The organism is Burkholderia lata (genome assembly GCF_000012945.1).
Taxonomy (GTDB): Bacteria; Pseudomonadota; Gammaproteobacteria; order Burkholderiales; family Burkholderiaceae; genus Burkholderia; species Burkholderia lata.
This window is the reverse complement of the sequence record NC_007511.1, coordinates 123,795-146,504: the sequence shown is the minus strand read 5'-3', so window position 1 is coordinate 146,504 and position 22,710 is coordinate 123,795. Positions and strand designations below refer to the sequence as shown.

19 protein-coding genes are annotated in these 22,710 nt (G+C 67.0%); 5 read left to right on the top strand and 14 right to left on the bottom strand.

The window, feature by feature from the left end; all coding sequences use genetic code 11:
* Positions 1 to 49: 49 nt before the first annotated feature.
* From BCEP18194_RS23440 to BCEP18194_RS23420, 5 genes are all read right to left on the bottom strand, one after another.
* On the bottom strand, positions 50 to 2,407 hold the full coding sequence (locus BCEP18194_RS23440; RefSeq protein ID WP_011353749.1) for a GNAT family N-acetyltransferase: 2,358 nt from the start codon (positions 2,405 to 2,407) through the stop codon (positions 50 to 52).
* Between the two features lie 603 nt (positions 2,408 to 3,010).
* Positions 3,011 to 3,310 (bottom strand): H-NS family nucleoid-associated regulatory protein, encoded by a 300-nt coding sequence (locus BCEP18194_RS23435; protein WP_011353747.1) that lies wholly within the window; start codon positions 3,308 to 3,310, stop codon positions 3,011 to 3,013.
* 103 nt (positions 3,311 to 3,413) lie between these two features.
* Positions 3,414 to 3,686, bottom strand: coding sequence for a hypothetical protein (locus BCEP18194_RS23430; protein ID WP_011353746.1), 273 nt, complete (start codon positions 3,684 to 3,686; stop codon positions 3,414 to 3,416).
* Between the two features lie 61 nt (positions 3,687 to 3,747).
* Complete coding sequence (locus BCEP18194_RS23425) at positions 3,748 to 4,275, bottom strand: BON domain-containing protein (protein ID WP_011353745.1); 528 nt, start codon at positions 4,273 to 4,275, stop codon at positions 3,748 to 3,750.
* 54 nt (positions 4,276 to 4,329) lie between these two features.
* Positions 4,330 to 5,808 carry a sigma-54 interaction domain-containing protein gene (locus tag BCEP18194_RS23420; RefSeq protein ID WP_011353744.1) on the bottom strand — a complete coding sequence of 493 codons (1,479 nt, stop codon included), beginning with the start codon at positions 5,806 to 5,808 and terminating at the stop codon, positions 4,330 to 4,332.
* Between the two features lie 316 nt (positions 5,809 to 6,124).
* Here BCEP18194_RS23420 and BCEP18194_RS23415 point away from each other — a divergent pair, with 316 nt between their 5' ends.
* Together BCEP18194_RS23415 and BCEP18194_RS23410 are read left to right on the top strand one after the other, a co-directional pair.
* On the top strand, positions 6,125 to 7,528 hold the full coding sequence (locus BCEP18194_RS23415; protein ID WP_011353743.1) for a GntP family permease: 1,404 nt from the start codon (positions 6,125 to 6,127) through the stop codon (positions 7,526 to 7,528).
* Between the two features lie 247 nt (positions 7,529 to 7,775).
* Positions 7,776 to 8,039 carry a DUF4148 domain-containing protein gene (locus tag BCEP18194_RS23410; protein WP_011353742.1) on the top strand — a complete coding sequence of 88 codons (264 nt, stop codon included), beginning with the start codon at positions 7,776 to 7,778 and terminating at the stop codon, positions 8,037 to 8,039.
* Positions 8,040 to 8,116: 77 nt separating this feature from the next.
* Here the strand turns inward: BCEP18194_RS23410 and BCEP18194_RS23405 are convergent, their stop codons facing one another.
* From BCEP18194_RS23405 to BCEP18194_RS23395, 3 genes are all read right to left on the bottom strand, one after another.
* Positions 8,117 to 8,482, bottom strand: a complete 366-nt coding sequence (locus tag BCEP18194_RS23405; protein ID WP_041493437.1) for a 5-carboxymethyl-2-hydroxymuconate Delta-isomerase — start codon at positions 8,480 to 8,482, stop codon at positions 8,117 to 8,119.
* A 74-nt stretch (positions 8,483 to 8,556) separates the two neighbouring features.
* Positions 8,557 to 10,152, bottom strand: a complete 1,596-nt coding sequence (locus BCEP18194_RS23400) for a thioredoxin family protein (RefSeq protein ID WP_041493149.1) — start codon at positions 10,150 to 10,152, stop codon at positions 8,557 to 8,559.
* Between the two features lie 272 nt (positions 10,153 to 10,424).
* The gene (locus BCEP18194_RS23395) at positions 10,425 to 10,925 is read right to left on the bottom strand and encodes a GNAT family N-acetyltransferase (RefSeq protein ID WP_011353739.1); all 501 of its coding nucleotides are present in this window, start codon (positions 10,923 to 10,925) and stop codon (positions 10,425 to 10,427) included.
* A gap of 577 nt (positions 10,926 to 11,502) precedes the next feature.
* Here BCEP18194_RS23395 and BCEP18194_RS23390 point away from each other — a divergent pair.
* From BCEP18194_RS23390 to BCEP18194_RS23380, 3 genes are all read left to right on the top strand, one after another.
* Complete coding sequence (locus BCEP18194_RS23390) at positions 11,503 to 13,842, top strand: phosphocholine-specific phospholipase C (RefSeq protein ID WP_011353738.1); 2,340 nt, start codon at positions 11,503 to 11,505, stop codon at positions 13,840 to 13,842.
* A gap of 269 nt (positions 13,843 to 14,111) precedes the next feature.
* Entirely contained in the window at positions 14,112 to 14,381 is a 270-nt protein-coding gene (locus tag BCEP18194_RS23385) for a hypothetical protein (RefSeq protein WP_011353737.1), read from the top strand.
* A gap of 154 nt (positions 14,382 to 14,535) precedes the next feature.
* Positions 14,536 to 15,531, top strand: a complete 996-nt coding sequence (locus tag BCEP18194_RS23380) for a DedA family protein/thiosulfate sulfurtransferase GlpE (protein ID WP_011353736.1) — start codon at positions 14,536 to 14,538, stop codon at positions 15,529 to 15,531.
* Positions 15,532 to 15,585: 54 nt separating this feature from the next.
* Here BCEP18194_RS23380 and BCEP18194_RS23375 read toward each other — a convergent pair whose 3' ends face one another.
* From BCEP18194_RS23375 to BCEP18194_RS23350, 6 genes are all read right to left on the bottom strand, one after another.
* The gene (locus BCEP18194_RS23375) at positions 15,586 to 17,046 is read right to left on the bottom strand and encodes an OprD family porin (RefSeq protein ID WP_041493148.1); all 1,461 of its coding nucleotides are present in this window, start codon (positions 17,044 to 17,046) and stop codon (positions 15,586 to 15,588) included.
* Positions 17,047 to 17,211: 165 nt separating this feature from the next.
* Positions 17,212 to 18,231: an ABC transporter ATP-binding protein gene (locus BCEP18194_RS23370; RefSeq protein ID WP_011353734.1), complete on the bottom strand. Its 1,020-nt coding sequence runs from the start codon at positions 18,229 to 18,231 to the stop codon at positions 17,212 to 17,214.
* Entirely contained in the window at positions 18,228 to 19,220 is a 993-nt protein-coding gene (locus BCEP18194_RS23365; protein ID WP_011353733.1) for an ABC transporter ATP-binding protein, read from the bottom strand. The genes BCEP18194_RS23370 and BCEP18194_RS23365 overlap by 4 nt, the downstream gene beginning before the upstream one ends.
* A gap of 1 nt (position 19,221) precedes the next feature.
* Positions 19,222 to 20,124, bottom strand: a complete 903-nt coding sequence (locus BCEP18194_RS23360) for an ABC transporter permease (protein ID WP_011353732.1) — start codon at positions 20,122 to 20,124, stop codon at positions 19,222 to 19,224.
* A gap of 13 nt (positions 20,125 to 20,137) precedes the next feature.
* Positions 20,138 to 21,076: an ABC transporter permease subunit gene (locus BCEP18194_RS23355; RefSeq protein ID WP_011353731.1), complete on the bottom strand. Its 939-nt coding sequence runs from the start codon at positions 21,074 to 21,076 to the stop codon at positions 20,138 to 20,140.
* An 11-nt stretch (positions 21,077 to 21,087) separates the two neighbouring features.
* Positions 21,088 to 22,698 carry a peptide ABC transporter substrate-binding protein gene (locus BCEP18194_RS23350; RefSeq protein WP_011353730.1) on the bottom strand — a complete coding sequence of 537 codons (1,611 nt, stop codon included), beginning with the start codon at positions 22,696 to 22,698 and terminating at the stop codon, positions 21,088 to 21,090.
* Positions 22,699 to 22,710: the final 12 nt, after the last annotated feature.

Genomic DNA, 22,710 nt, shown 5'->3' with positions numbered 1-22,710 from the left:
AGACATCGACTGCATGCAACGTCTCTGCGCGTTGGGCAGTCAGTAGACGCTACGGCTGCAACTTCATCCGGAAGCCCACGACGCCAGGCTCCTCCGTCGTCGACACTGCAAACCCGCACGCCTTCGCCAGCGAGATCATCGCCGAGTTCTCGCGCAGCGCCTCGCCGATCATCCATGCGGTTCCGCGTGAGCGCGCGTAGTCGATGATCCGCGTCATCATCAGCCGGCCAAGCCCCTTGCCCTTCTGATCGGGTCGCACCGCGATCGCGAACTCCGCCGTCTCGTTGTCGGGATCGGCCACCGCGCGCGCCACCGCGAGCGTGTGGTCGCGCCCCGACACATCGGTGAACGACACGATGAACGCCATCTCACGGTCGTAATCGATCTGCGTCATGCGCGCGACCTGCGAATGATCGAAGCTGCGCACCGCACCGAAGAAACGCATCCGCAGATCGTCCGGCGTCATCGCGCCGAGCAGTTCGTTGTGCGCGGCCTCGTCTTCCGGACGGATCGGGCGGATCGTCACCGTCTCGCCGCGCCATTCGAGCGTCTGCTCGAGGTGACGCGGATACGGCATGATCGCGAGCCGGCTGCGCCCCGCCGCCAGCGTGATGCGCGGCGCGATCACGTGTGCGCGGTCGGGCAGCACGCGCAGCGTGACCGACATCGCCACGACTTCGCGCACGTCGCAGACGACCTGCGACAGCGCCGTCAACGCGTCGAGCGTCGGCTCGATGGGCGTGCTGCGCGCATACGGCGAGCGCTCCATCACCGCGCGAGCGAGCACGGTGTTCAGCGGCGGCAGGCCATAGACGACGAACGGCGCCGATACACCGTCCGCCGGCGGCACCGCATAGCGAAACACCGGGCCGAAGTTCGAATCGTCATACATGTCGACGGTGACATCGACGACTTTCTTCCCGGCCGGCTCAACAGCCGGCTCGCCCTGCAAGCCGAAACGGGACAGCCAGTGCAGCGCGGCTTCGCCGGTCAACTCATGCTGGCCGGCTTCGACCATCCGGCGCGCGTCGGCCTGTGCGGATGCAACACACTCGGCCGGCTGTGGCGGCGTACCCTCGGGCGTTTGCATCAGCAGTTGCCGCCCGAGGTTGTAGTCGACGAGACGCGCATACGCGCGCGCGAGCCGCTGCGGCGTGGTGTGCACGGGAATGCCGTTCGCGTGCAGCGCATCGCGCGTCGCCGCGTCGACCGCGCCGAAGAAACACGCGAGGATGCCGCGATGCGCGTACTGCCGTGATTCGATCAGCGTGTGCGCAACCGCATCGGCAGGCGCGCTGTGGGAAGTCGAATGGACGACGAACAGCGTGCCCGTTTGCGGGAACGGCGCGAGCGCCTTGACCGCCGCGGCAAAGTGCTCGGGGCGCGCATCGTCGCCCAGCGTCAGCGGATTGCCGGGTGACGCGAGATGCGGCAGCGCGGCCGACACCGCCGACGTGGCCGCGGGCGACCAGTCGGCCAGCACGTCACGCACCTCCGCCACCGCATCGACCGCGAGTTTCGCGACGCCCGCATCGCTCGTCACGAGCGTGGCCGCGCCGCGCGCCGTGACGCGACCGACGCCGAGCGTCTCGATCTCGTCGAGCAGATCGTCGAGCGCATCGACACGCACCATCCCCGCGCGCTGGAACGCCGCCGTATAGAGCGCGTCGCCGGGATCCGCGCGGCCGGTGCGCAATGCGAGCACCGGTTTGTTGCGCGCAGCCGCGCGCGCGGCCGACATGAACTTGCGCGCGGCGCGCACGGTATCGAGTTCGAGCAGGATCGCGCGCGTGCCGGGATCGCTCGCGAGATAGTCGAGCACGTCGCCCGCATCGACGTCGGACTCGCCGCCGAGCGCGACGACATGTGAAAAGCCGAGACCCCGCGCATCGGCCCAGCCGAGCACCGCGTTCGTCAGCGCATTCGATTGCGACACCCAGGCGACGCCTCCCGATCGCGCCGTATAGGCCGGCGCACCGAAATGCGCATGCCGTGCAGGCGACAGCACGCCGAGGCTGCCCGGCCCGACGATACGGAGCACGAACGGCTTCGCTGCTTTCAGCGTGCGATCGAGCGCCGCGCGATCGGCGTCCGTGCGCGCCTCGCCGACGATTATCGCGACGCGCGTGCCGAGCTCGCCGAGCTTGCGCACGATGCCGGCCCAGGTCGCGGGCGGCGTGCAGATCACGGCCACCGACGGCGGCGCGGGCAACCGGTCGACATCGGCAACGACCGCATGCCCGTGCAGGTCACGGTACTTCGGATTGACGGGCCACACGGGCCCCTCGAACGCGCCGTCGAGCACGCGCGACCACACCATCGCGCCGATACTGCCCGCGCGCGACGACGCACCGACGACCGCAACGGACTTGGGCTGGAACAACGCATCGAGATGGCGAACGGTCACATCGGCTCCCTGCGGTAACGAAAGACGACCCGATCGGCATGCGGCACGGAGAGGCCATACGCCGATCGACGCGAACCCAAAGCATAGGCGAAGCGCATGCGGCTGCCTATATGCCGAACGGCCGACTGTTCGACCCACGTCAACGCTCGCATCATGGATCTGCAACACGAGTACGGAAGCCATCGCCGCGTACCGGCCGAGCACATTCGCTCGGCGCACACGGTGCAGGCGTGCAGCGCGACGCAGCGTCCGCTTCGTCAAAGGTGAGGATTTACAGGAGCCATGGTGAGACTCTTCGGGAATTGCACGGCGCCACGCGCCAACACGCGAAAGGTGATCGGAATTTGCAGCACGCGTGCACCACGAGAATGGCGCGGGCCGACGCGCATGGGCTGCGCAATTGCACGGCTGTTTACCGGAATTCGCCGCGATATGCCGTCGAATCGCAGCGAATTCGCAAAACGGGATCCGTTGATTGCGCGGCGTCGCAGTTCAATACGCCGTCCGGAATCGCGCCGGGAATGCACAAAAACAAAACGGTGCGACGGCCGCATGGCCGATCGCACCGTCAGTCAGTACGCGAAAGGTGAGGTTTTTCGGGAGTCAGTCCTTGATCAGGAAACGTTCGCGATTCTTGCCGAGCCACGTCGGCGAGCGCCCGCGGCCACTCCACGTTTCGCCCGTCTTCGGGTTCAGGTATTTCGGCGGCGACGCACGCTTCGGCTTTGCTGCGGCAGCGGCCGCGCCTACCGGACGAAACCCGAGCTCTTCCGGCGTAATGTCGTATTCCTCGATTTTCGCGCGGATATCGGCAATCGCGTCGGCAATCGCCTTTTCGCGCTCCTTGTCGATCTTTTGCTGAAGCCGTTCGAGCTGTGCGGTCAGTTGCCTGTAGGTCGCCATATGGATGGGACTCCGTGAGTGTTATTCGTGAAAAATAGATGACTCTCAGCCAACAGAAAAACGCTTCGCCCGATCGTGGTCGCCTCAGCCGGTTATCTCGGGATCAATAACCGCTCTTCTTCTTGCACGCGAAGAGAAGATTTCGCGTGGCGTCATCGGTCGATTGCTGAAGCACTTCGAAATCGCCGTTGCAGATCGCCCGGGCGTTGTCCGTGCAATTGCTCCAGTCGCTGCCGGTGCATTGCACCTGGGTAGTCGGACGCCCGTCCGAAGTGAACAGCGGCGCGCTGCCGCCACACCCGCCGAGCCCTGCAACCAGAGCCAAAACAACGGCCGCCCGAGGCCACCGACAGACCGACGCAAGCATGTGTTTCATTGTTCTTCCCGTCAACCTTTTTTTGAATGTCGCGAGTATGCCATGCGCGGCCCTTCGGCCGTCAGTTCGGCGTACGGCCGGGTTGCCCGCGCGCCTTGTACGGCAGGCTCTTGCGCGGATCGTCGGTGATGCGAACGAACACCTGCTCGACGTCCGGAAGCGCCTCGAGTTCGCGCTGCAACGCCTGTCGATCGAACGCCGTGTCGGCACATCCTTCGACGTAAATGAAACGTCGCTGCACGGTGATCCACAGGCTCGTGCCATGCAGCCGATCGGAGCCGGCGAAGTGCGCCTTCACGGCGTCGGCGATCGGCGCGTCATACATATACGAATTCGGCTTCGTACAGCGATGCGCGAGCCAGCAGGTGGTGCCGCGTTCGGCACGGTAATGCGCGTCGTCCGTCATCTCGGCCCGGGTCATCCACGGGCCGAGCGGCAACGGGCATTCGGCCACGTCCCGCGACAGCGCGATGAACGGATCGTTGTACCAGTTGCGCCGTGCCTCGGGCGCATCGGTGTCGCCGGACTGCGCGAACGCAGAGGTCGCCAGCAGCAGGGTCAGCCACCCTGCGATGCCGATCCGTTTCATCGTGATCTCCTGTTCGATGCTTCACGTCCGAGCGCGTCGGCCTGGCCGATCGGCTTACCGGTCGATGCCCAGCGCCGCCAGTTTCTTGTACAGCGTCGCGCGGCCGATCCCGATGCGCGCGGCCGCTTCCACCACCTTCCCGTCGCAGGCCGCCAGCGCATCGGTCAGGAACTGGCGCTCCCACGCCGCCAATGCATCGGCATACGAAGCGGCCGACGCAGCGGGCACCTCGCCCGCGCGTCGCCCCACCGGCGACACGGCCAGCGGCTGCGCCGATGCTGCCCCGTCCGTCGATACGCGCACCGGCCCAAGAAACGGCGCGAGCGCGCGCGCATCGATCACCGACCGGTCCGACAGCATCAGCGCGCGTTCGAGCGTATTGCGCAACTCGCGCACGTTGCCCGGCCACGGATACGCACACAGCATCCGCAGCGCATCGTCGGTCAGCTCGCAATGGGCGGCGCGCCCGTGCTGCGCGGCCAGCTCTTCGAGCGTCGCGTAGACAAGCGCCGCGATGTCGGACGCGCGCTCGCGCAGCGGCGGCGCATGGATCGTCAGCACGTTCAGCCGGTAATAGAGATCCGCGCGAAAACGCCCGGCCGCGACCAGCGCCGGCAAGTCGGCGCTCGTGGCAGCGATGATCCGGACGTCCGCGCGCACGATCCGGTTCGAGCCGACCGGCTCGAATTCCTTGTCCTGCAGCACGCGCAGCAGCTTGCCCTGCAGCGGCAACGGCATGTCGCCGATTTCGTCGAGAAACAGCGTGCCGCGATCGGCCAGCTCGAACTTGCCGATGCGCCCTTTGCGATCGGCGCCCGTGTATGCGCCAGGTGCCGCGCCAAAGAATTCGGTTTCGAGCAGCGTGTCGGGAATCGCGGCGACGTTGACGGTCACGAGCGGCTGGAGCGCACGCGCGGACGCCGCGTGAATCGCATGGGCGAGCAGTTCCTTGCCGGTGCCCGTCTCGCCGAGCAGCAGCACCGGCGAATCGACCTGCGCGGCGCGGCGCGCCTGGCGCTTGGTTTCGAGGCTCGCGGCGCTCGTACCGACGAAGCTCGCGAACGTGTATTTCGCGCGGCGCGCCTGCGCGAGCGAACGCTGCGTCGCGATCAGTTGCTGCTGAAGCTGCGCGTAGCGGGAAAAGATCGGCGTGAGCGTCTTCAACTGGTCGAACAGCGCGAAGCCGATCGCACCAACCGTCTCGCCCGCCTCGTTCTTCAGCGGCAGGCGCGTGACGACGAGCGGCTCGCGGCCCGTCTCCATGATGTCGAGCAGGATCGGCTGCCCGGTCGACACGACCTCGCGCATCAGGCTGTTCGGGATCACGGCCTCGCAGTCGAGGCCGACGGCCTGCTGCGGATCGGCGAAGCCGAAGCGCGCCGCGTACCGCTCGTTCATCCACACGACGCGCGCATCGCGATCGACGACCACCGTGCCCGCGCTCGAATCCTCGAAGGTCCGGAACAGCGACTCGGCGGCGCGCCGCAGCACGTCGCCGTAGTTGACGGGCAGGCGGGCCCAGTCGTTCATCATCGTGTCTTCGTCTCCGTGTATTTTCGACCGGTTGTCTCCAGAACGAGACGGATTATCTCACTCTGGAGACACGCCGCAATGCGTTGTCCGGGAAAGCCCTGCCCGACTCCACGAGCTGGCCGGACAGCCATTTCGTCTCCGAATGGAGACGTTTTATGTAGAATCCTCAGACAACGACCGGCGCGGGCCCGCCGATCTCCGGCGGACCCACGTCCGGCGGCGCAATCCGGCCGATGGCACGAAACCTGCACGAACCTGAGCCGGTCCGCGGCGCATCGCGCGATCGAACAACAACCAAAGCCATTAGGAGACTCCCTTGTCTTTCGTGATCGTCCTCGCCGCGCTGGCGTTCCTGATGTTCGCCGCGTATCGCGGCTACAGCGTGATCCTGTTCGCGCCGATCGCCGCGCTCGGCGCGGTGCTCCTGACCGAACCCGCCGCCGTCGCACCGGTCTTCTCCGGCATCTTCATGGAGAAGATGGTCGGCTTCGTCAAACTGTATTTCCCGGTGTTCATGCTCGGCGCAGTGTTCGGCAAGGTGATCGAACTCTCCGGGTTCTCCGAGTCGATCGTCCATGCGGCGATCCGCTACATCGGCCGTTCACGCGCGAATGCGGTGATCGTCGCGGTGTGCGCGCTGCTCACCTATGGCGGCGTGTCGCTGTTCGTCGTGGTGTTCGCGGTCTATCCGTTCGCGGCCGAACTCTATCGCCAGAGCAACATCCCGAAACGGCTGATGCCCGGCGCGATCGCGCTCGGCGCGTTCTCGTTCACGATGGATTCGCTGCCCGGCACCCCGCAGATCCAGAACATCATCCCGACCACGTTCTTCAAGACGACTGCCTGGGCCGCGCCCGCGCTCGGCACGATCGGCTCGCTGTTCATCATCGTCGTCGGCCTCACGTATCTCGAATGGCGCCGCCGTACGGCGATGGCGAAGGGTGAAGGCTACGGCACGTCGCTCGTCAACGAGCCGGAGCGCGTCGAGACCACGTCGCTGCCGCATCCCGCGCTCGCGATCCTGCCGCTGATCCTCGTCGGCGTGTCGAACTTCGCATTCACGAAGCTGATTCCGCAGTGGTACGGCGCCGCGTCGTACACGGTCGCGCCGGACGTGCTGCCCGGCGTGCACGCGCCGGTCACGACGTCGATCAAGACCGTCGTCGCGATCTGGTCGGTCGAGGCCGCGCTGCTGCTCGGTATCGTGCTGGTCATCCTGACCGCGTTCAAGCGCGTGAGCGGCCGTTTCGCGACCGGTTCGAAGGCCGCCGTCGCCGGCGCGCTGCTCGCCGCGATGAACACCGCGTCGGAATATGGCTTCGGCGGCGTGATCGCCGCGCTGCCGGGCTTCCTCGTCGTCAGCGATGCACTGAAGAGCATTCCGAACCCGCTCGTCAACGCGGCCGTGTCGGTCAGCTCGCTCGCCGGCATCACGGGCTCGGCGTCGGGCGGCATGAGCATCGCGCTCGCCGCGATGTCGGATCTGTTCATCAAGGGTGCGCAGGCCGCGAATATCCCGCTGGACGTGCTGCACCGGGTCGTCGCGATGGCGAGCGGCGGCATGGACACGCTGCCGCACAACGGCGCGGTGATCACGCTGCTCGCGGTCACGGGCCTCACGCACCGCGAGTCGTATCGCGACATCTTCGCGGTCACGATCATCAAGACACTCGCCGTGTTCTTCGTGATCGCCGTGTACTACTCGACGGGGCTCGTGTAACAGCTCCGCAGCGGCCCGTCTCCGGGCCGCTGCCCGCCGGCCGCGGCGATGCGGCCGGCTTCTCCTCCGCTCCTCCCCCTTTTTGCCGCACGCCGCCCAGGCGCTCTCGCCGGCTCACTCATTGTTGTCCGCAGCAGAACACTACGTTGGTCCCAGCGGCATTTTTCGCGCGTCGGGCGGCGCCTACACTGCTTTCGACGGTCACCGTATGCGATCGGCACCGTCGAAAACCTGGAGGTATCCGCTCATGAACCCGCTCATCCGCTCCATCGCCCTCGCTGCCGCCTTCGCCGCTCCCGTCGCCGCGCAGGCGCAAGCCAACCAGCCGCTCACGCGCGCCGAAGTTCATTCTGAAGTGGTTGCGCTGAGAAAAGCCGGCTTCCAGCCGAGCGACTGGTTCTACCCGGCCAGCATTCAGGCCGCCGAGGCAAAGATCGCCCGGCAGCAGGGTGCGCCGCATGATGCGGGCGCCGGCTATGGCAATCGCGGCGCGTACTCCCCGGGCCAATAATCCGGTTCCGAATCCGCCGGCTGCGCGCGCGTCAGCGCCACGTTCCCGGCCCGCGCAGCGCGCGCCGCACCGCTCGCTCAGCGCGGCTCGATGCTCGCTTTCGCGTAGGACTCGCGTTCCAGTTCGAGTATTTCCGCACACAGCTGCAGGTGCGTGCCGGACGGCGCGACGACGTGCCGCTTCAGTTCCGCCAGCACCTGCTCCGAGAGTTCGCGCTTGACGTCGGTCGTCCGGCCGCTCAGCACCGCGAGCTTCGCGTGGACGAACGCGCGCGGCGCCGACGACGTACCGACCGCGAATGTATCGAACCGCAGCGCGCGGCTCTTGATGTCGAGCTCATCGAAATGGCCGGACGCGGCAAGCGCGGTATTAAGTGCGCGCAAGGTTGCGCCGGCGTCGAACCCGTCGAGGTTCGCGGAATATTCGAGCGTCAGGTGGGGCATGGTGTCGGTGGCCTCGTTGGTATCGGGAAAAGCGCCGGCCGGCATCCCGAAAGCCTGCGCTGCGCCACCGGATGCTATGCCTTGACCGGCTGGATCAAGCGCGCGCAGGCACTTGCCTGCGGATCGCCGGCGGGCAGTTTCCCACAGATGCCGTCGAACTGCTTCGCGATCGATTTAACCGATGCCTCGTGTGCACCGCTGCCGCGCCAGCGGTTCAACTGCGTGACGACCTTGGTCAGCGCACGCAGGTTCGCGCCGTAGAACGCGTCCCGCGTCTTGTCGGCCTGCGCGAGCACGCTCGCGGCAATCCCTTCGATGCGCGCCGAATCGTCCGGCGCCAGTTGGACCGCATTCGCAAAGTAGGTCGCGCCCCAGCGCAGCTTCGTGGCCGGCCCGCTCGCCGAATCATAGGCCTTGCGGTACCAGTCGAGCGCCGCGGCCTTGTCGCCGCGCGCCTTCGCATTCGCAGCCAGCCCGGACATGAAGTAGTACGGCGTGGACGAACGCGTCAGCTCGGTCTTCAGCAACGCATCCGACTCGTCGTACAGCCCGGCGTCGGTCAGCGTGTCCGCACCTTCGCTGACGAGCGCCTGCCGCTCGTATGCATTCGCGGCGCCCTGCACCGACGCGGCGATCTGCTTGCGCGCCGTGTCGGCCAGCGCCGGCGCCGCCAGCGGTGCACCCTTGCGTGCATCGCCGCGGGCGAGCAGCACGCGGCCGTGCAGCGCCATCAGCCGGTCGATCGACGACAGCGTGGTATCGGTCGACAGGCGCGCGAGCGCCGCATCGTACGCACCGCGCAATTTCGTGCGCTGCGCGTCGTCGCCGCCGAGATACGCAACCACGCGCGCGGGCGCCGCAACCAGCACATCCGAATCGGCACGCGACAACGCAGGATCCTGCAGCACCGTGCGCAACGAATCGGCAAGCGCCGCCTTGTCGAGCGCACCGGCCTGCGCCGGATCGTCGGACGCGGCGACCACCGCCGACTTCAACGCGAAGCGCGCCGATTCGGCCTTCGCGCCGGCCGTCCGCGCGCGTTGCGCGAGCGACTGCAGCGTCTCGGCGACGCGATCGGCCTGCACCGGCAGCGCACCGTCGGTATCCCATGAATAGTCGGCCAGCAGGCGCCATTCGTCCGGTGTCAGCGACGCACCGTTCTTCAGTGCGGTCGCGAGCGTCTGCCGCACCGGGTGCGCGGCCGTCATCCCGAGCGACAGCGCCTGCATGTAGCGATCGAGATCGGCTTCGCCCGGCAACCGCGTCACCTCGGTGCCGTCGGGACGGAACAGGATCATCGTCGGATAGCCGTGCACCTTGAAACGCTCGCCGAGCTTCTGCGCGCTTTCGGTATCGCCGTCGAGATACACGGGCACGAAGAACGACGAACGGGTCTTGAATGCCTGCTGACTGAAGATCGTCGACTTCACCTGGTTGCATGACGGGCACCACACCGCGCCCCAGTAGAGCAGCAGCGGCTTGCCGGTGCGCTTCGCCAACGCGAAGGCGGCGTCGACGTCGCCGTGCTGCCACGCGATGCCGGGCGGCAGGTGCGCGCCGTCAGGCGACGCGCTCGCCACCGGGGCGCCGGTAGGCGTGGCGGCGGCAAGCGCCGCACCCGCGGCGGCGAGCAGGCAGGCGGCGGTCAGATTCCGGAGAGCGGTTTTCATCGAAGCGGGTCCGTTGAAAGAGACGGTTGCGGGAAGGTGAGGCGCGCGAAGCAGCGGCTGTGCAAAGACAGCCATGAAGCGATGACGATGAAACCAGCCGACGTGCAACGCCGCGCATGATCGTTACGGAAATGCGCACGCCGGCCGAGGCGACCGGCAAATCGTTCAACGATACGACGCGCACAGTCGGGGGAAAACGAACGAATTCTCGAATGAATATGACGCGCGGCATCGCGGCCGCGCGTGCTGTCGGATACGCGTCGGCCGAGCCTTCACTGCCGCGCCTTGATCCGCGCCATGTGATACACGGACTCATGCACACCATCGCGCAATGCATAGCCCGGCGCTTCACCCTCGATCCGGAAGCCATGCTTCTCGTAGAGCGCGATCGCCGCGCGGTTGTCGGTGAACACGGTCAACTCGAGACGCGTGATGTTCAGCCAGTTTTCCGCGAGATCGATCGCGGCCGCGAGCAACCGGCTGCCGATGCCGCGCCCGTGACGCGCCGCGTCGACCATCATGCCGAGCCCTGCCGCGTGGCGCCGGCGCGGATTCTGTTCCGGATGCAGGCCGAGATGGCCGACCACCACGCCGTCGATTTCGGCGACGAGGCTCACGCCGTGCTCGCGCACACCGTCGAGCCGCTTCTGCCATTTCTCGAACGACGGAAACGGATGCTGCAACGTATTCGCGTACACCGTGGGATGCGCGGCGATCTGCCGGATCGCGTCGATGTCGTGCGTCTCGCTGTGCCGGATCTTGATGTCGGTCATGGGTGGGCCGGTTCCGAAAAGTCGCGCCAGTCGCGCGGACTGCGCACATGCGCAGCAACAGATCGAGCTTATCCGATTTCACGCATTTGAAACATGGGCGTCATGCGATGCCGTTGCACCCGCAACGACACGCGATCACGCGGCTCCACGCCACCGCGAACCGGAAAAATCTGACCGATTCCGCACACTGCAATCGGTAATTCCTGACTCGCTTTCGTCGTGCATCGCATCCCGATCAATCGTTGCGCACGCAACGTCACGCGCGCGACATGCGATGTCATGCCTTCATCACGTCGACGTCACGTCGTCTCCCTAGACTGGGCGCCGCCCATCCCGGCACGCGCCGGGCCGGCGTGTGCCGACGTCCCGGCCCGCGCATCACGAGCGCGCGTTGCACAGGATCGCGGCGACGGCCAAGGCATCCGCGCGACATCACGCGTCGCACGATGCGCACATCTCCGCCCTGCGCGGCCGATGCACTCGAACGCACACGCCGCGTGAATCGTCCCAGGGGGCGACGCAGGGGCACCTCCAGACGAAGTCACGAACGCTCCCATCATCACAGGACCCGAACGCCATGACGTCACGCCGTAAATTCCTCCAGCAGACCGCCACTTCCGGCCTCGCCGCCGCCGCGCTGTCCGCGTTTCCGCCAAGCATCCGCCGCGCGCTCGCGATTCCCGCGTTTCACGAAACGGGGACCATCAAGGACGTAAAGCACGTCGTACTGCTGATGATGGAGAACCGCGCATTCGACAGCTACTTCGGCACGTTCAAGGGCGTGCGCGGCTACGGCGACCGCTTTGCGGTGCCGTCGCCGAACGGCCGCAACGTGTTCTACCAGACGTACACGAAGCCGGCGCCCGCCACCACCGTCACGCCGTATCACCTCGACGCGAGCCAGGGCAACGCGCAGCGCGCGGGCGGCACGCCGCACACGTGGGCCGATGCACAGGCCGCGTGGGACCACGGCCGGATGAACCGCTGGCCCGACGCGAAGACGCCGCTGTCGATGGGCTACTACGACGCGGCGGAAGTCCCGTTCCAGCGCGCGCTCGCCGATGCGTTCACGCTGTGCGACCACTACCACTGCGGGATGCACACGGGCACGATCGCGAACCGCCTGTTCTACTGGAGCGGCACCAACGGCCCGAACGGCATCAGCCCGGCCGACGGCAGCCGCGTGAAGATCGCCGCGCTGAACAACCAGTTCAACGGCGGCAACGACATCGGCCCGTCGAGCCAGGGCTGGACCTGGACCACCTACGCCGACCGGCTGCAGCAGGCCGGCGTGCACTGGAAGGTCTACCAGAGCCTGATCGACAACTTCGGCTGCAACGAGATGATGAGCTTCCGCCACTGGCGCGCGGCGATCGAGCAGATGCCGCCCGCGCGCCGGCCCGCGTACGTCGCGTCGACGGACATCACGCAGCCCGTGACGGCGGCCGGCGCGTTCTACGATCCGGCGATCGACGATCCGCTGAGCCCGCTCGCGAAAGGGTTCGGCAACACGATGCCGTACGGCTTCCTCGAATCGTTCCGCGACGACATCCGCAACGGCACGCTGCCCGAGGTGTCGTGGATCATTCCGCCGTCCGTGTACAGCGAACACCCGGGGCCGTCGAGCCCCGCGCAGGGTGGCTGGTACGTGCAGGCGGTGCTCGATGCGCTCACGGCCAACCCGGACGTGTGGAGCAAAACCGTGTTGCTGATCAACTACGACGAGAACGACGGCTTCTTCGACCACCTGCCGTCGCCGGCCGTGCCGTCGCGCAACGCCGACGGCACGCTCGCGGGCGGCCATACACTGCGGGATGCCGACGTCGCCCCCGAGTACCACGACTTCACGCCGGCCACGTCGAGCCAGCCTGCAATCGACGGCCGTCCGTACGGCCCGGGCCCGCGCGTGCCGATGTGGGTCGTGTCGCCGTGGAGCCGCGGCGGCTGGGTCAACTCGCAGGTGTTCGACCATACGTCGACGCTGCTCTTCCTCGAAAAGCGCTTCGGCGTCGCGGAGCCGCAGATCAGCGCGTACCGCCGCGCGGTGTGCGGCGACCTGACGAGCGCGTTCAACTTCCGCTCGCCGAACAACGAACCGCTGCCGACGCTCGCGGGCCATACGACGAAAAGCCAGGTCGACGCGCTGAGCGCCGCGCAACAGGCTGCGCCGAAGATCGTGCCGCCGGCCGCGCCGTCGCTGCCCGCGCAGGCGACCGGCGTGCGCCCGTCGCGCGCGCTGCCTTACGAACTGCATGCCAGCGCGCGTGCCGATGCCGGCAACGGCACGGTCACGCTGAAGTTCGCGAACACGGGCCGCGCCGCCGCCGTGTTTCACGTCTATGACAAGCTGCACCTCGACCGCCTGCCGCAGCGCTACGTCGTCGAACCGGGCAAGACGCTGCACGGAGACTGGGCCGCGCGCGCCGACAACGGCGGTAAATATGACCTGTGGGTACTGGGCCCGAACGGCTATCACCGCCGCTTCACCGGCGACCTCGGCCGCCTCGCCGGTGCACGCGCGCCGCATCCGGAAGTTCGCGTCGGCTATGCGGGCGCGAGCGGCAACCTCCACCTGAAGCTGCGCAACCACGGCGGCGGGACGGTGCGCTTCACCGTGAAGTCGAACCAGGTCTACGGGCCGCTGTCCGGGCGCGGCGCACACGACGATCGCGGTCACGGCAACGAGGACGGCAATAGCCAGGGTCACGGCCACGGTACCGGTACCACGTGGACGGTCACGGTGCGCGCCGGCGACCAGGCCGAACTGCACTGGAAGCTCGACTCGACCGGCCACTGGTACGACTTCATCGTCACCGCGGACAGCGACGCGAGTTTCTCGCGCCGCGTCGCCGGCCGCGTCGAAACCGGCCGCCACTCGGTCAGCGACCCGGCGATGGGGCTCGCCGACCGCTTCTGATGCCGCCGCGGCGACCCGCGTTGCACCGCGTGTCGCCGCCCGGGCCGGGCCGGCCGCGAACGGCGGTCAGGCGCCGGCCGCGGCTGCGCCCGATCCGCCGCAAACGCCCGCCCCGCGCGGCTCAAACATCAGAAGGATCGATGCTTCAGCCCTCATTTCGCCCCACGAAAATGCTCCGAATTGCGGCCCGTTCGCGTTAAACTGCGTCAAGCTGTATTCAACAAAGACATCTTCGCCACTACGGCATCCACGATACGAGGATAGGTTCGATGCGCACTACCGGCTCATCCGGGGCAATGACCCTGCTCACCGAACACGACCCGGCCGACGGCCGCGAATTGCGCTCGCTCCGGCTCGAAGCAACCGGCGACGGCAAGAGCGTGCTGCTGATCGAGATCGACGAACGCAAGCCCGGCATCCACCGCGAAGTCCGCTACGAGATCACGCCGGCCGAACTGATCGCGGCGATCCGCTCGCATGGCGCCGAGCTGCCCGGCGAAAACCACGGCGCCGCGTCGCTGGCCCGCACCTCCTCCTGATTTCGAGCGGTGAGCCGCGCGCAACGCGCCGGCTCACCGACATCTCCCTGCCGCCGTCAGGCGCTTTGCGTTATTCCCTCCGCTGACTTGAAAAAGGCCGATAATCGGCCCATCTGCGTGCCTTCCGCACGCGTTTCTTTTTCGGCCAGCCGTCATGCTCCTTCGTGACCTCGTCGCCCAATACGGGCCGCTTCTCGTCTTCGCCAACGTGCTCGCGGCGGCCATCGGACTGCCGGTGCCCGCGATGCCGACGCTCGTGCTGTTCGGCGCGATGTCCGCGATGCATCCGGCGATGATCGGCTCGCAACTGGTCACGGTGGTCGCGCTGTCGGTGCTCGGCGCACTGATCGGCGATACGGTCTGGTATCTCGCCGGCCGGCGCTTCGGCGGCACGACGCTGAAGACGATCTGCCGGCTGTCGCTGTCGCGTGACAGCTGCGTGAAGAAAACCGAACGCTTCTTCGGCCGCTACGGCGTGCGCGTGCTCGCGGTCGCGCGCTTCATTCCGGGGCTGTCGCTCGTGTCGGTGCCGATGGCCGGCGCGTTCGGCACGCGCTATCGCACGTTCGTCGGCTACGATGCGCTCGGCGCCGCGCTGTGGACGATCGTCGGGCTGGTGATCGGGGTGATGTTCTATCGCCAGATCGACTGGCTGTTCGCCGGTGCCGGCCAGCTCGGCCGCGTGGCGCTGCTGGTGGCCGTCGCGGTGCTCGCGGTGTACGCGGCGATCCGCTGGATGCGCCGCCGCGCGCTGATCCGCCAGCTCGCGAGCGCGCGGGTCGGCGTCGACGAGCTCGACGCGATGCTGCGCGACACGTCCGCGCCGGTGGTCCTCGACGTACGCTCGCCCGAGCACCGCAAGCTCGACCCGTTCACGATTCCCGGTGCGCAGTTCGCGGACGAACGCCAGATCGGCGACATCGTCGCGCGCTATCCGTTCTCGCAGAAGTTCGTCGTGTACTGCTCGTGCCCGAACGAGTTCACGGCCGCGTTGATGGCGAAGCGCCTGCTCGACGCAGGCTTCACCGATGCGCTCGCGCTGCGCGGCGGCCTCGACGCATGGCGCGATACGGGCCGCCAGCTCACGTCGCTCGTGGAAGACATGCCCGCTGCGAACGATCCGGTCGCGGGGCTGCACAAGCCGGCCTGATCGTTTCGATCGAAGGCCGGCCGTGCGAGGCGGGGGCGCCTGCGCCCCCTTCGATCAGAACGCGTGCAGCGGCAGGTTCACGACCAGACGGTACTCGGTGTTGGTCGCGTCCGAGTAGTGTGCCGAACCGGCGTGCCACATCGCGATGAACGTGACCTTCGTGTCCTTCAGCTTGCCGCTCTGGAACGTGTACGACGGGATGAAGCCGAACTCGTGGTGACGGCCCTGCACCGGCGCACCGTTGCTCCAGTAGATGCTCGACTTGCTCGGGTCGTTCGCCGCACCCGCGCTGCCGTCCGCACCCCAGCCCGTCACGCCCCAGACCATCGCCTTGAAGCCCGGCAGGCCCGCTTCCTTGCCGTAGAACGTGTAACGCAGCTGCAGCGACTTTTCGTGCGGCGCGTTGTAGTCGACGTCCATCGAGTTGGTCAGGAAGATGCCGTTCGTTTCGTTCAGGTAGTCGAAGAACTGGTCGCCGAGCACCTGCTGGAAGCCGAGCAGCAGCTCGTGCGGGCCGTGCTGCGCGGCCAGCGACAGGCTGTATGCGTTGTTGTTGATCTTGCCTTGCAGCGCATCGCCCGTATCGTGCGTCGAGTAGACGTTGCCGAAGCCCGTCCACTTGATCGTCTGCGGGCTGCCGATGCTGTGCTTCAACGACGCGTAGTACTGGTGCCACACGTCGTCGGCCTGGTTCGCGTACAGCGCGACTTCGCCATTCGGTGAGTAGTCCCACGTACCGCCGACATACGACAGGCGATTGATGCGCGTACCGCCGTACTGCGTCGTCAGGTTGGTGAGCGTTGTGTGACCACGTGCATCGGTCTTCGTGAAGCTACCGCCTTCGAGCATCACGTTCTTGAATTCATTGCTGACGATCGTCGTACCGAGGAACGTCGGCGGCAGCGCACGGTTGTCGTGCTGCTCCATGAACGGGTTGTCGACGGCCTGCAGACCGTACTTGACCACCGTGTTCGAGATGCGCACCTTCACGTCGTAGATGCCGGGATAGGCCCAGGCGAGCTGGTTGCCGCCACCGCCGCCCTTGGCGATGTGCACCATGCTGCCGGCGCCCTGGCCGCCGTCGAGCTTCAGCGCCGCATACAGCGATGCGTCGAAACCGATACCGATCAGGCCCGTCGTATAGCCCGACTCGAAGTTCGCCATCGCGCCCTGGACCCACGCGTGACGATGCGGCCCGCCCTTGGCGTCGAGCACGTCCGCGTAATTGCGGAACAGGAAGTTGAGGTGGCTGTCGGCAATGAAGCCCTTCGACTGCGACTGAGCCGACGGCTCGTCGGGCGGCGTGACGGCCTGGGTAGCTTCGGCGTTGACAATGGCGTTCGGGGTCGTTGCCTGCGCAACGGTCGTGCCCGGTGCGGCCTGAGCGACCGTCAGCGGGGCGGGGGCCGCGTCGTCGGCGTGCGCGACGCCCGTCAGCGAGACACCGGCGAGTGCCGGCAGCCCCCATGCAAGCAGCATTTTCGATGCCGTCCCGATCGTCTTCTGTTTTTTCATCGTAATTCTCGTCTTGTGTTGATATCGTCCACGCCGGTTGCGATCCGCGCCCGGCCCCCCGGCGCGCCCGGTTAAGGACGCGCCTGTACCCGCGGCGCGAAGATCGTTCGCGCCGCACCTACCCCTGTTGACCTGCCTTGGTTATGTTTGCTGCGTCACTTCAGCTCACGCCACACCCGCGCGGATGCACGCGACACGCGCGGCCGACCCCTGCCGAACTTCCGGCAGCGGCACGTCCTGCGCGCACGCTTCGATCGCAACCGGGCAGCGCGTGCGGAACGCGCAGCCGGACGGCGGGTTGAGCGGCGAGGGCATCTCGCCCGCCAGCAGCATCGGACGGCGAGCACGCTCGCGCGCCGGCTCCGGCGTCGGCGCCGCATCGAGCAGCGCCTTCGTGTACGGGTGTTGAGGCACGCCGTACACGTCATGCCGCGTGCCGAACTCCATCACGCGGCCGAGATACATCACGAGCACACGCTGGCTGATGGCCTTCACCACCGCCAGATCGTGCGCAACGAACAGATAGGACAACGACAGTTCGCGTTGAAGGTCGCGCAGCAGGTTCACGATCTGCGCCTGGATCGACACGTCGAGCGCCGATACGGGTTCGTCGCAGATCACGAGCTTCGGCTCGCCGATCAGTGCGCGTGCGATGCCGACGCGCTGGCACTGCCCGCCGGAAAACTCGTGCGGATAACGCAGCAGGTGATGCGCGTTCAGGCCGACGCGTTCGAGCATCGTGACGACGCGGCGGCGCACCTCGGTGCGGCCGAGGCCGGACTGGTGCGTGACGAGCGGCTCCGCGACGACCTGTTCGATCGTCATGCGCGGATCGAGCGACGCGAGCGGATCCTGGAAGATCATCTGCACTTCGCGCCGCATCGTGGTGCCGCGCAGGTGATCGGGCGCCACGGTTTCGCCACGCCATTTCACCGTGCCGGCCGTCATCGGCACGAGGCCGATCAGCGCACGCGCGAGCGTCGACTTCCCGCAGCCCGATTCGCCGACGAGCCCGACCGTCTCGCCACGCTTCACGTCGAACGATACGCCGTCGACGGCACGCAGCGTCCCCTTCGGCGACCACGGATAGCCGCCGAGCGGCACACGGAAATGCACTTTCAGACCATCGACGGACAGCAGCGTGTCGTCCGTCGCGCCGGCATCGCGGCGTTCATTGACGCTCATCGCAGACCTCCCGTCAGATCGGCCACGGGACGGTGGCACGCGCGCACCGCGCCCACGGCGCCATAGGTTTCGAGCGCGGGGCGCGCCGCGCCGCAGCGTTCTTCCGCATACGTGCAGCGCTTCGCGAACGCGCAGCCGGCCGGCGCGGTGCCGGGCATCGGCGGGTTGCCGGGAATCGCGACGAGCGGCGCATCGTCCGCGTCGGTCAGGCGCGGCAGCGCATTGAGCAAGCCGATCGTGTACGGATGCGACGGCGCCGCGAAGATCGATTCGGCCGGCGCGTATTCGACGGTGCGGCCCGCATACATGACCATCACGTCGTCCGCGAGGCCCGCGACCACGCCCATGTCGTGCGTGATCAGCACGATCGCGGTGCCGCGCTCGCGGTTCAGCTCGCGCAGCAGGTCGATGATCTGTGCCTGCACGGTCACGTCGAGCGCGGTGGTCGGCTCGTCGGCGATCAGGACTTCCGGCTCGGACAGCAGCGCCATCGCGATCATCACGCGCTGGCGCATGCCGCCCGAGAACTCGTGCGGATACATCCGGATGCGGCGTGCCGCGTCGGGGATGCGCACCGATTCGAGCGCCTCGATCGCGCGCTTCGTGGCTTCCTTGCGCGACAGCTTGCGATGCAGCTGCAGCGTCTCGGTCATCTGCCGCTCGATCGTCAGGAACGGATTGAGCGACGTCATCGGATCCTGGAAGATCATCGCGATCCGGTCGCCGCGCACCTTGTTCAGCGCACGCGAATCCATCTCCAGCAGGTTGTCGCCGCGATAGCGCGCAGCGCCGGTCGTCGAGCCGTTGCCGGCCAGCAGGCCGAGCATCGCCATCACGGTCTGGCTCTTGCCCGAGCCCGATTCGCCGACGATGCCGAGCGTCTTGCCGGCTTCGAGCGAGAACGACACGCCGCTCACGGCGTCGACCGGCGGCGCGTCCCTGCGCGTGAAGCGCACGCCGAGGTTGTCTACTTCAAGCAGTGCGGCCATTTCAGCGATCCTTCGGGTCGAGCGCGTCACGCAGGCCATCGCCGACGAAGTTCACGCAATAAAGCGTCACGCACAGCATGACGGCCGGGGCCAGCAGCAGCCACGGCATCGATTCCAGTTTCTGCGCGCCGTCCTGGATCAGCACGCCCCAGCTCGTCATCGGTTCCTGCACGCCGAGGCCGAGGAACGACAGCACCGATTCGGTCAGCACGATGCCCGGCACCGAGACCGTCGCGTACACGACGACCACGCCGAGCAGGTTCGGCACGATGTGGCGCAGCACGATTGACGCCGGCGACACGCCGATCGCGCGTGCCGCATCGACGAACTCGCGGCTGCGCAGCGACAGCGTCTGGCCGCGCACGACACGCGCCATGTCGATCCACGAGAACGCGCTGATGGTCAGCACGACCAGCATGAACGAGCGGCCGAACAGGGTCATCATCAGGATCGCGATCAGCAGGTACGGGATCGCGTACATCATGTCGACGATGCGCATCATCACGGAGTCGACGCGGCCGCCCGCGAAGCCCGCGGTGGCGCCCCATGCGACGCCGAACAGGCCCGACACGAGCGTGCCGAGCAGGCCGACCTCGATCGACACGCGGCCGCCGATCAGCGTACGCACCAGCAGGTCGCGGCCGAGCTCGTCGGTGCCGAACCAGTGCTGGTTCGCCCAGGTCGGCGGCAGGCTGATCGAGCCCCAGTCGCTCGCGGCGGGATCGGCCGCGAGCAGCCACGGGCCGACGAAACACGTGAGCGTGATCAGCACGAGCAGCACGAGGCTGAACACGGCCGCACGGTTGTGAAGGAAGCGCGCCATCGCAAGCGAGAGCGGCGAGCGCGAACGCGGCGGCGAGTCGGTCTGCACGGGCAGGCCGACGACAGGAGTAGTCGGAGTCATCGCTGTGCCTCGATCAATAACGGATGCGCGGATCGAGCCACGCGTACGCGAGGTCGACCAGCAGGTTGAACAGCACCGCGCAGACGGTCGTCAGCACGACGAGGCCGAGCACCAGCGTGTAGTCGCGGTTGATGGCACCGTTCACGACGAGCTGCCCGAGCCCCGGCAGCGCGAACACCGATTCGGTGACGACGGCTGCCGTGATCGACGAGATGCAGACCGTGCCGAACAGCGACACGACCGGCATCAGCGCGGGCTTCAGCGCGTGGCGCAGCACGATCGTCGAGCCCGGCAGGCCCTTCGCGCGCGCGGTGCGGATGTAGTTGCTCGACAGCGTCTCGATCATCGAGCCGCGCATCACGCGTGCGAGCAGCGACATGTTGATGAAGGTCAGCAGCACGATCGGCAGCAGCCGGTACTGCCAGCCGCCGTCGCCCCAGCCGCCCGCCGGCAGCCAGCCGTTGCCCGACGACGTCTTCAGCAGGATCGCGAAGATCCAGACGAGCACGGGGCCGAGCACGAACGGCGGGATGACGTTGCCGAAGTTGCCGATCAGCATCACGAAGCGGTCGATGAAGCTGTCGCGGCGCACGGCCGCGACGGTGCCGAGCAGCACGCCGCACCCGATCGAGATCGGGATCGACACGCCGCCCACGCCGAGGCTCACGGGCAGCGCTTTCTTCACGAGATCGTTCACGGACCAGTCGACGTAGCGGAACGACGGGCCGAGATCGCCGTGCAGCAGCGCGTTCAGGTACATCAGGTACTGCTTCCACAGCGGCTCGTCGAGGTGATACTTCGCATTCAGGTTCGCGAGCGTTGCCGCGGACAGCTGCTTCTCCGTATCGAACGGGCCGCCGGGCGTGAAATGCAGGAGCAGGTAGCAGACGGTGACGACCGCGAGGATCGTCGGCACCGCCCACAACGTGCGCCTCAGTGCGTAGGCCAGCATGATCGCTCCGCTCAGTGCTTGATCAGGTACATGTCCTGCGAAGCACGCATGTCGATCACGTTCTTCAGCGAGTAGCCGCCCACGTAGGGCTTCACGAGACGGTCCGCCGAGTACTGGAACAGCGGCACCATCGGCGTGTCGTTCATCGCCGTGTCGTGCGCCTGCGTGAGCAGTGCGGCGCGCGACTTGTCGTCGAGCTTCTGGTTGCCGTCCTCGACGTACGTGTCGACCTGCTTGTTGCAGTAGCCGACGGTGTTCTGCGAGCTGCCGCAGCGGATCAGGTCGAAGAAGGTCATCGCGTCGTTGTAGTCGGCGAACCAGCCGTCGCGCGCGATCTGCACCTTGCCGTCATGCCGCTCCTTCATCAGCACCTTGAACTCGACGTTCTCGAGCTTCGTGTTGATGCCGAGCTTCGTGCGCCATTCCGATGCGGTAAACAGCGCGACCTTCTTGTGCAGGTCGTTGGTGTTGTACGTCAGCGTGAACGACAGCGGCTTCGCGTCCGAGTAGCCGGCCTGCTTCAGCAGGTTCTTCGCGGCGTCGACGCGCTTGGCCATCGGCCACGACGCCCATTCCGGCGTGAACGGCTGCACACCCTTCGTGCCGTTCGGCATCAGGCCGTACATCGGCTTCTCGCCGGCCTGCGTGAGCTTCGACGTCAGCACGTCGCGATCGATCACCATCGACAGCGCCTGGCGCACGCGCTTGTCCTTCAGTGCCGGGTCGCTGTTGTTCAGGTAGTAGTAGTAGGTTGCGAGCTGCAGGCCCGGGCGCAGTTCGCCGCCGAACTGCTTGCTGACCTGCTGGAAGATGCCCGACGGGATCGAGTAGCTGTAGTCGATCTGGCCGGCCTGGTACATGCGCATCGCGGTTTCGTCGCTTTCGATCGGCAGGAACGTGACCTTGTTGATCACGACCTTCGACGCGTTCCAGTACTTCGCGTCCTTCGTCACGACGATGCGGTTGTTCGGCTGCCAGTCGACGAGCTGGTATGCACCGTTGCTGACGATGTTGCCCGGGCGCGTCCACGCGTCGCCGAACTTCGCGACGACGTCCTTGTTCACCGGCACGAGCGGCGCCATGGCGGTCAGCTCGGGGAAGAACGCGACGGGCACGTCGGTCGTCACCTCGAGCGTGTACGGATCGACGGCGCGCACGCCGAGCGTCGACGGTGCGGCCTTGCCCGCGATGATGTCCTTCGAGTTCTTCACGAACTCGACGAGGATCGTGTATTTCGAGCCCGTCTTCGGATCGACGAGGCGCTGCCACGAATAGACGAAATCGGCGGCCGTCACCGGCTGGCCGTTGCTCCACTTCGCGTCACGGCGAAGCTTGAAGATCCACGTCGTCGGCGTCTTGTGTTCCCACGACAGCGCGACACCCGGCACGACCTGGCCGGCTGCATCGATGCGGGCCAGCCCTTCGAACAGGTCGAGGCCGATCGTGTTGCCGGTCCACGACTCGATGTGCGCCGGGTCGAGCGACTCGACCTCGGCGGGCACCTGTCGCGTCAGGTCCTGTTGAGGAGCGAGCGCGACGTTCGACGGAACGGTAACGGCGTGGGCGACAGGCGTCAGGGCGAGCGCGGCCAGCACGGCCGACATGGCATGCAAGGATTTCATCGTGGCAGTCTT

What these genes read in the sequence shown, in the direction of transcription:
- BCEP18194_RS23435 (WP_011353747.1), bottom strand. Translation starts at nt 3,310, where the DNA reads ATGGCGACCTACAGGCAACTGACCGCACAGCTCGAACGGCTTCAGCAA.
- BCEP18194_RS23430 (WP_011353746.1), bottom strand. Translation starts at nt 3,686, where the DNA reads ATGAAACACATGCTTGCGTCGGTCTGTCGGTGGCCTCGGGCGGCCGTT.
- BCEP18194_RS23425 (WP_011353745.1), bottom strand. Translation starts at nt 4,275, where the DNA reads ATGAAACGGATCGGCATCGCAGGGTGGCTGACCCTGCTGCTGGCGACC.
- BCEP18194_RS23420 (WP_011353744.1), bottom strand. Translation starts at nt 5,808, where the DNA reads ATGATGAACGACTGGGCCCGCCTGCCCGTCAACTACGGCGACGTGCTG.
- BCEP18194_RS23410 (WP_011353742.1), top strand. Translation starts at nt 7,776, where the DNA reads ATGAACCCGCTCATCCGCTCCATCGCCCTCGCTGCCGCCTTCGCCGCT.
- BCEP18194_RS23405 (WP_041493437.1), bottom strand. Translation starts at nt 8,482, where the DNA reads ATGCCCCACCTGACGCTCGAATATTCCGCGAACCTCGACGGGTTCGAC.
- BCEP18194_RS23400 (WP_041493149.1), bottom strand. Translation starts at nt 10,152, where the DNA reads ATGAAAACCGCTCTCCGGAATCTGACCGCCGCCTGCCTGCTCGCCGCC.
- BCEP18194_RS23395 (WP_011353739.1), bottom strand. Translation starts at nt 10,925, where the DNA reads ATGACCGACATCAAGATCCGGCACAGCGAGACGCACGACATCGACGCG.
- BCEP18194_RS23390 (WP_011353738.1), top strand. Translation starts at nt 11,503, where the DNA reads ATGACGTCACGCCGTAAATTCCTCCAGCAGACCGCCACTTCCGGCCTC.
- BCEP18194_RS23385 (WP_011353737.1), top strand. Translation starts at nt 14,112, where the DNA reads ATGCGCACTACCGGCTCATCCGGGGCAATGACCCTGCTCACCGAACAC.
- BCEP18194_RS23380 (WP_011353736.1), top strand. Translation starts at nt 14,536, where the DNA reads ATGCTCCTTCGTGACCTCGTCGCCCAATACGGGCCGCTTCTCGTCTTC.
- BCEP18194_RS23375 (WP_041493148.1), bottom strand. Translation starts at nt 17,046, where the DNA reads ATGAAAAAACAGAAGACGATCGGGACGGCATCGAAAATGCTGCTTGCA.
- BCEP18194_RS23370 (WP_011353734.1), bottom strand. Translation starts at nt 18,231, where the DNA reads ATGAGCGTCAATGAACGCCGCGATGCCGGCGCGACGGACGACACGCTG.
- BCEP18194_RS23365 (WP_011353733.1), bottom strand. Translation starts at nt 19,220, where the DNA reads ATGGCCGCACTGCTTGAAGTAGACAACCTCGGCGTGCGCTTCACGCGC.
- BCEP18194_RS23360 (WP_011353732.1), bottom strand. Translation starts at nt 20,124, where the DNA reads ATGACTCCGACTACTCCTGTCGTCGGCCTGCCCGTGCAGACCGACTCG.
- BCEP18194_RS23355 (WP_011353731.1), bottom strand. Translation starts at nt 21,076, where the DNA reads ATGCTGGCCTACGCACTGAGGCGCACGTTGTGGGCGGTGCCGACGATC.
- BCEP18194_RS23350 (WP_011353730.1), bottom strand. Translation starts at nt 22,698, where the DNA reads ATGAAATCCTTGCATGCCATGTCGGCCGTGCTGGCCGCGCTCGCCCTG.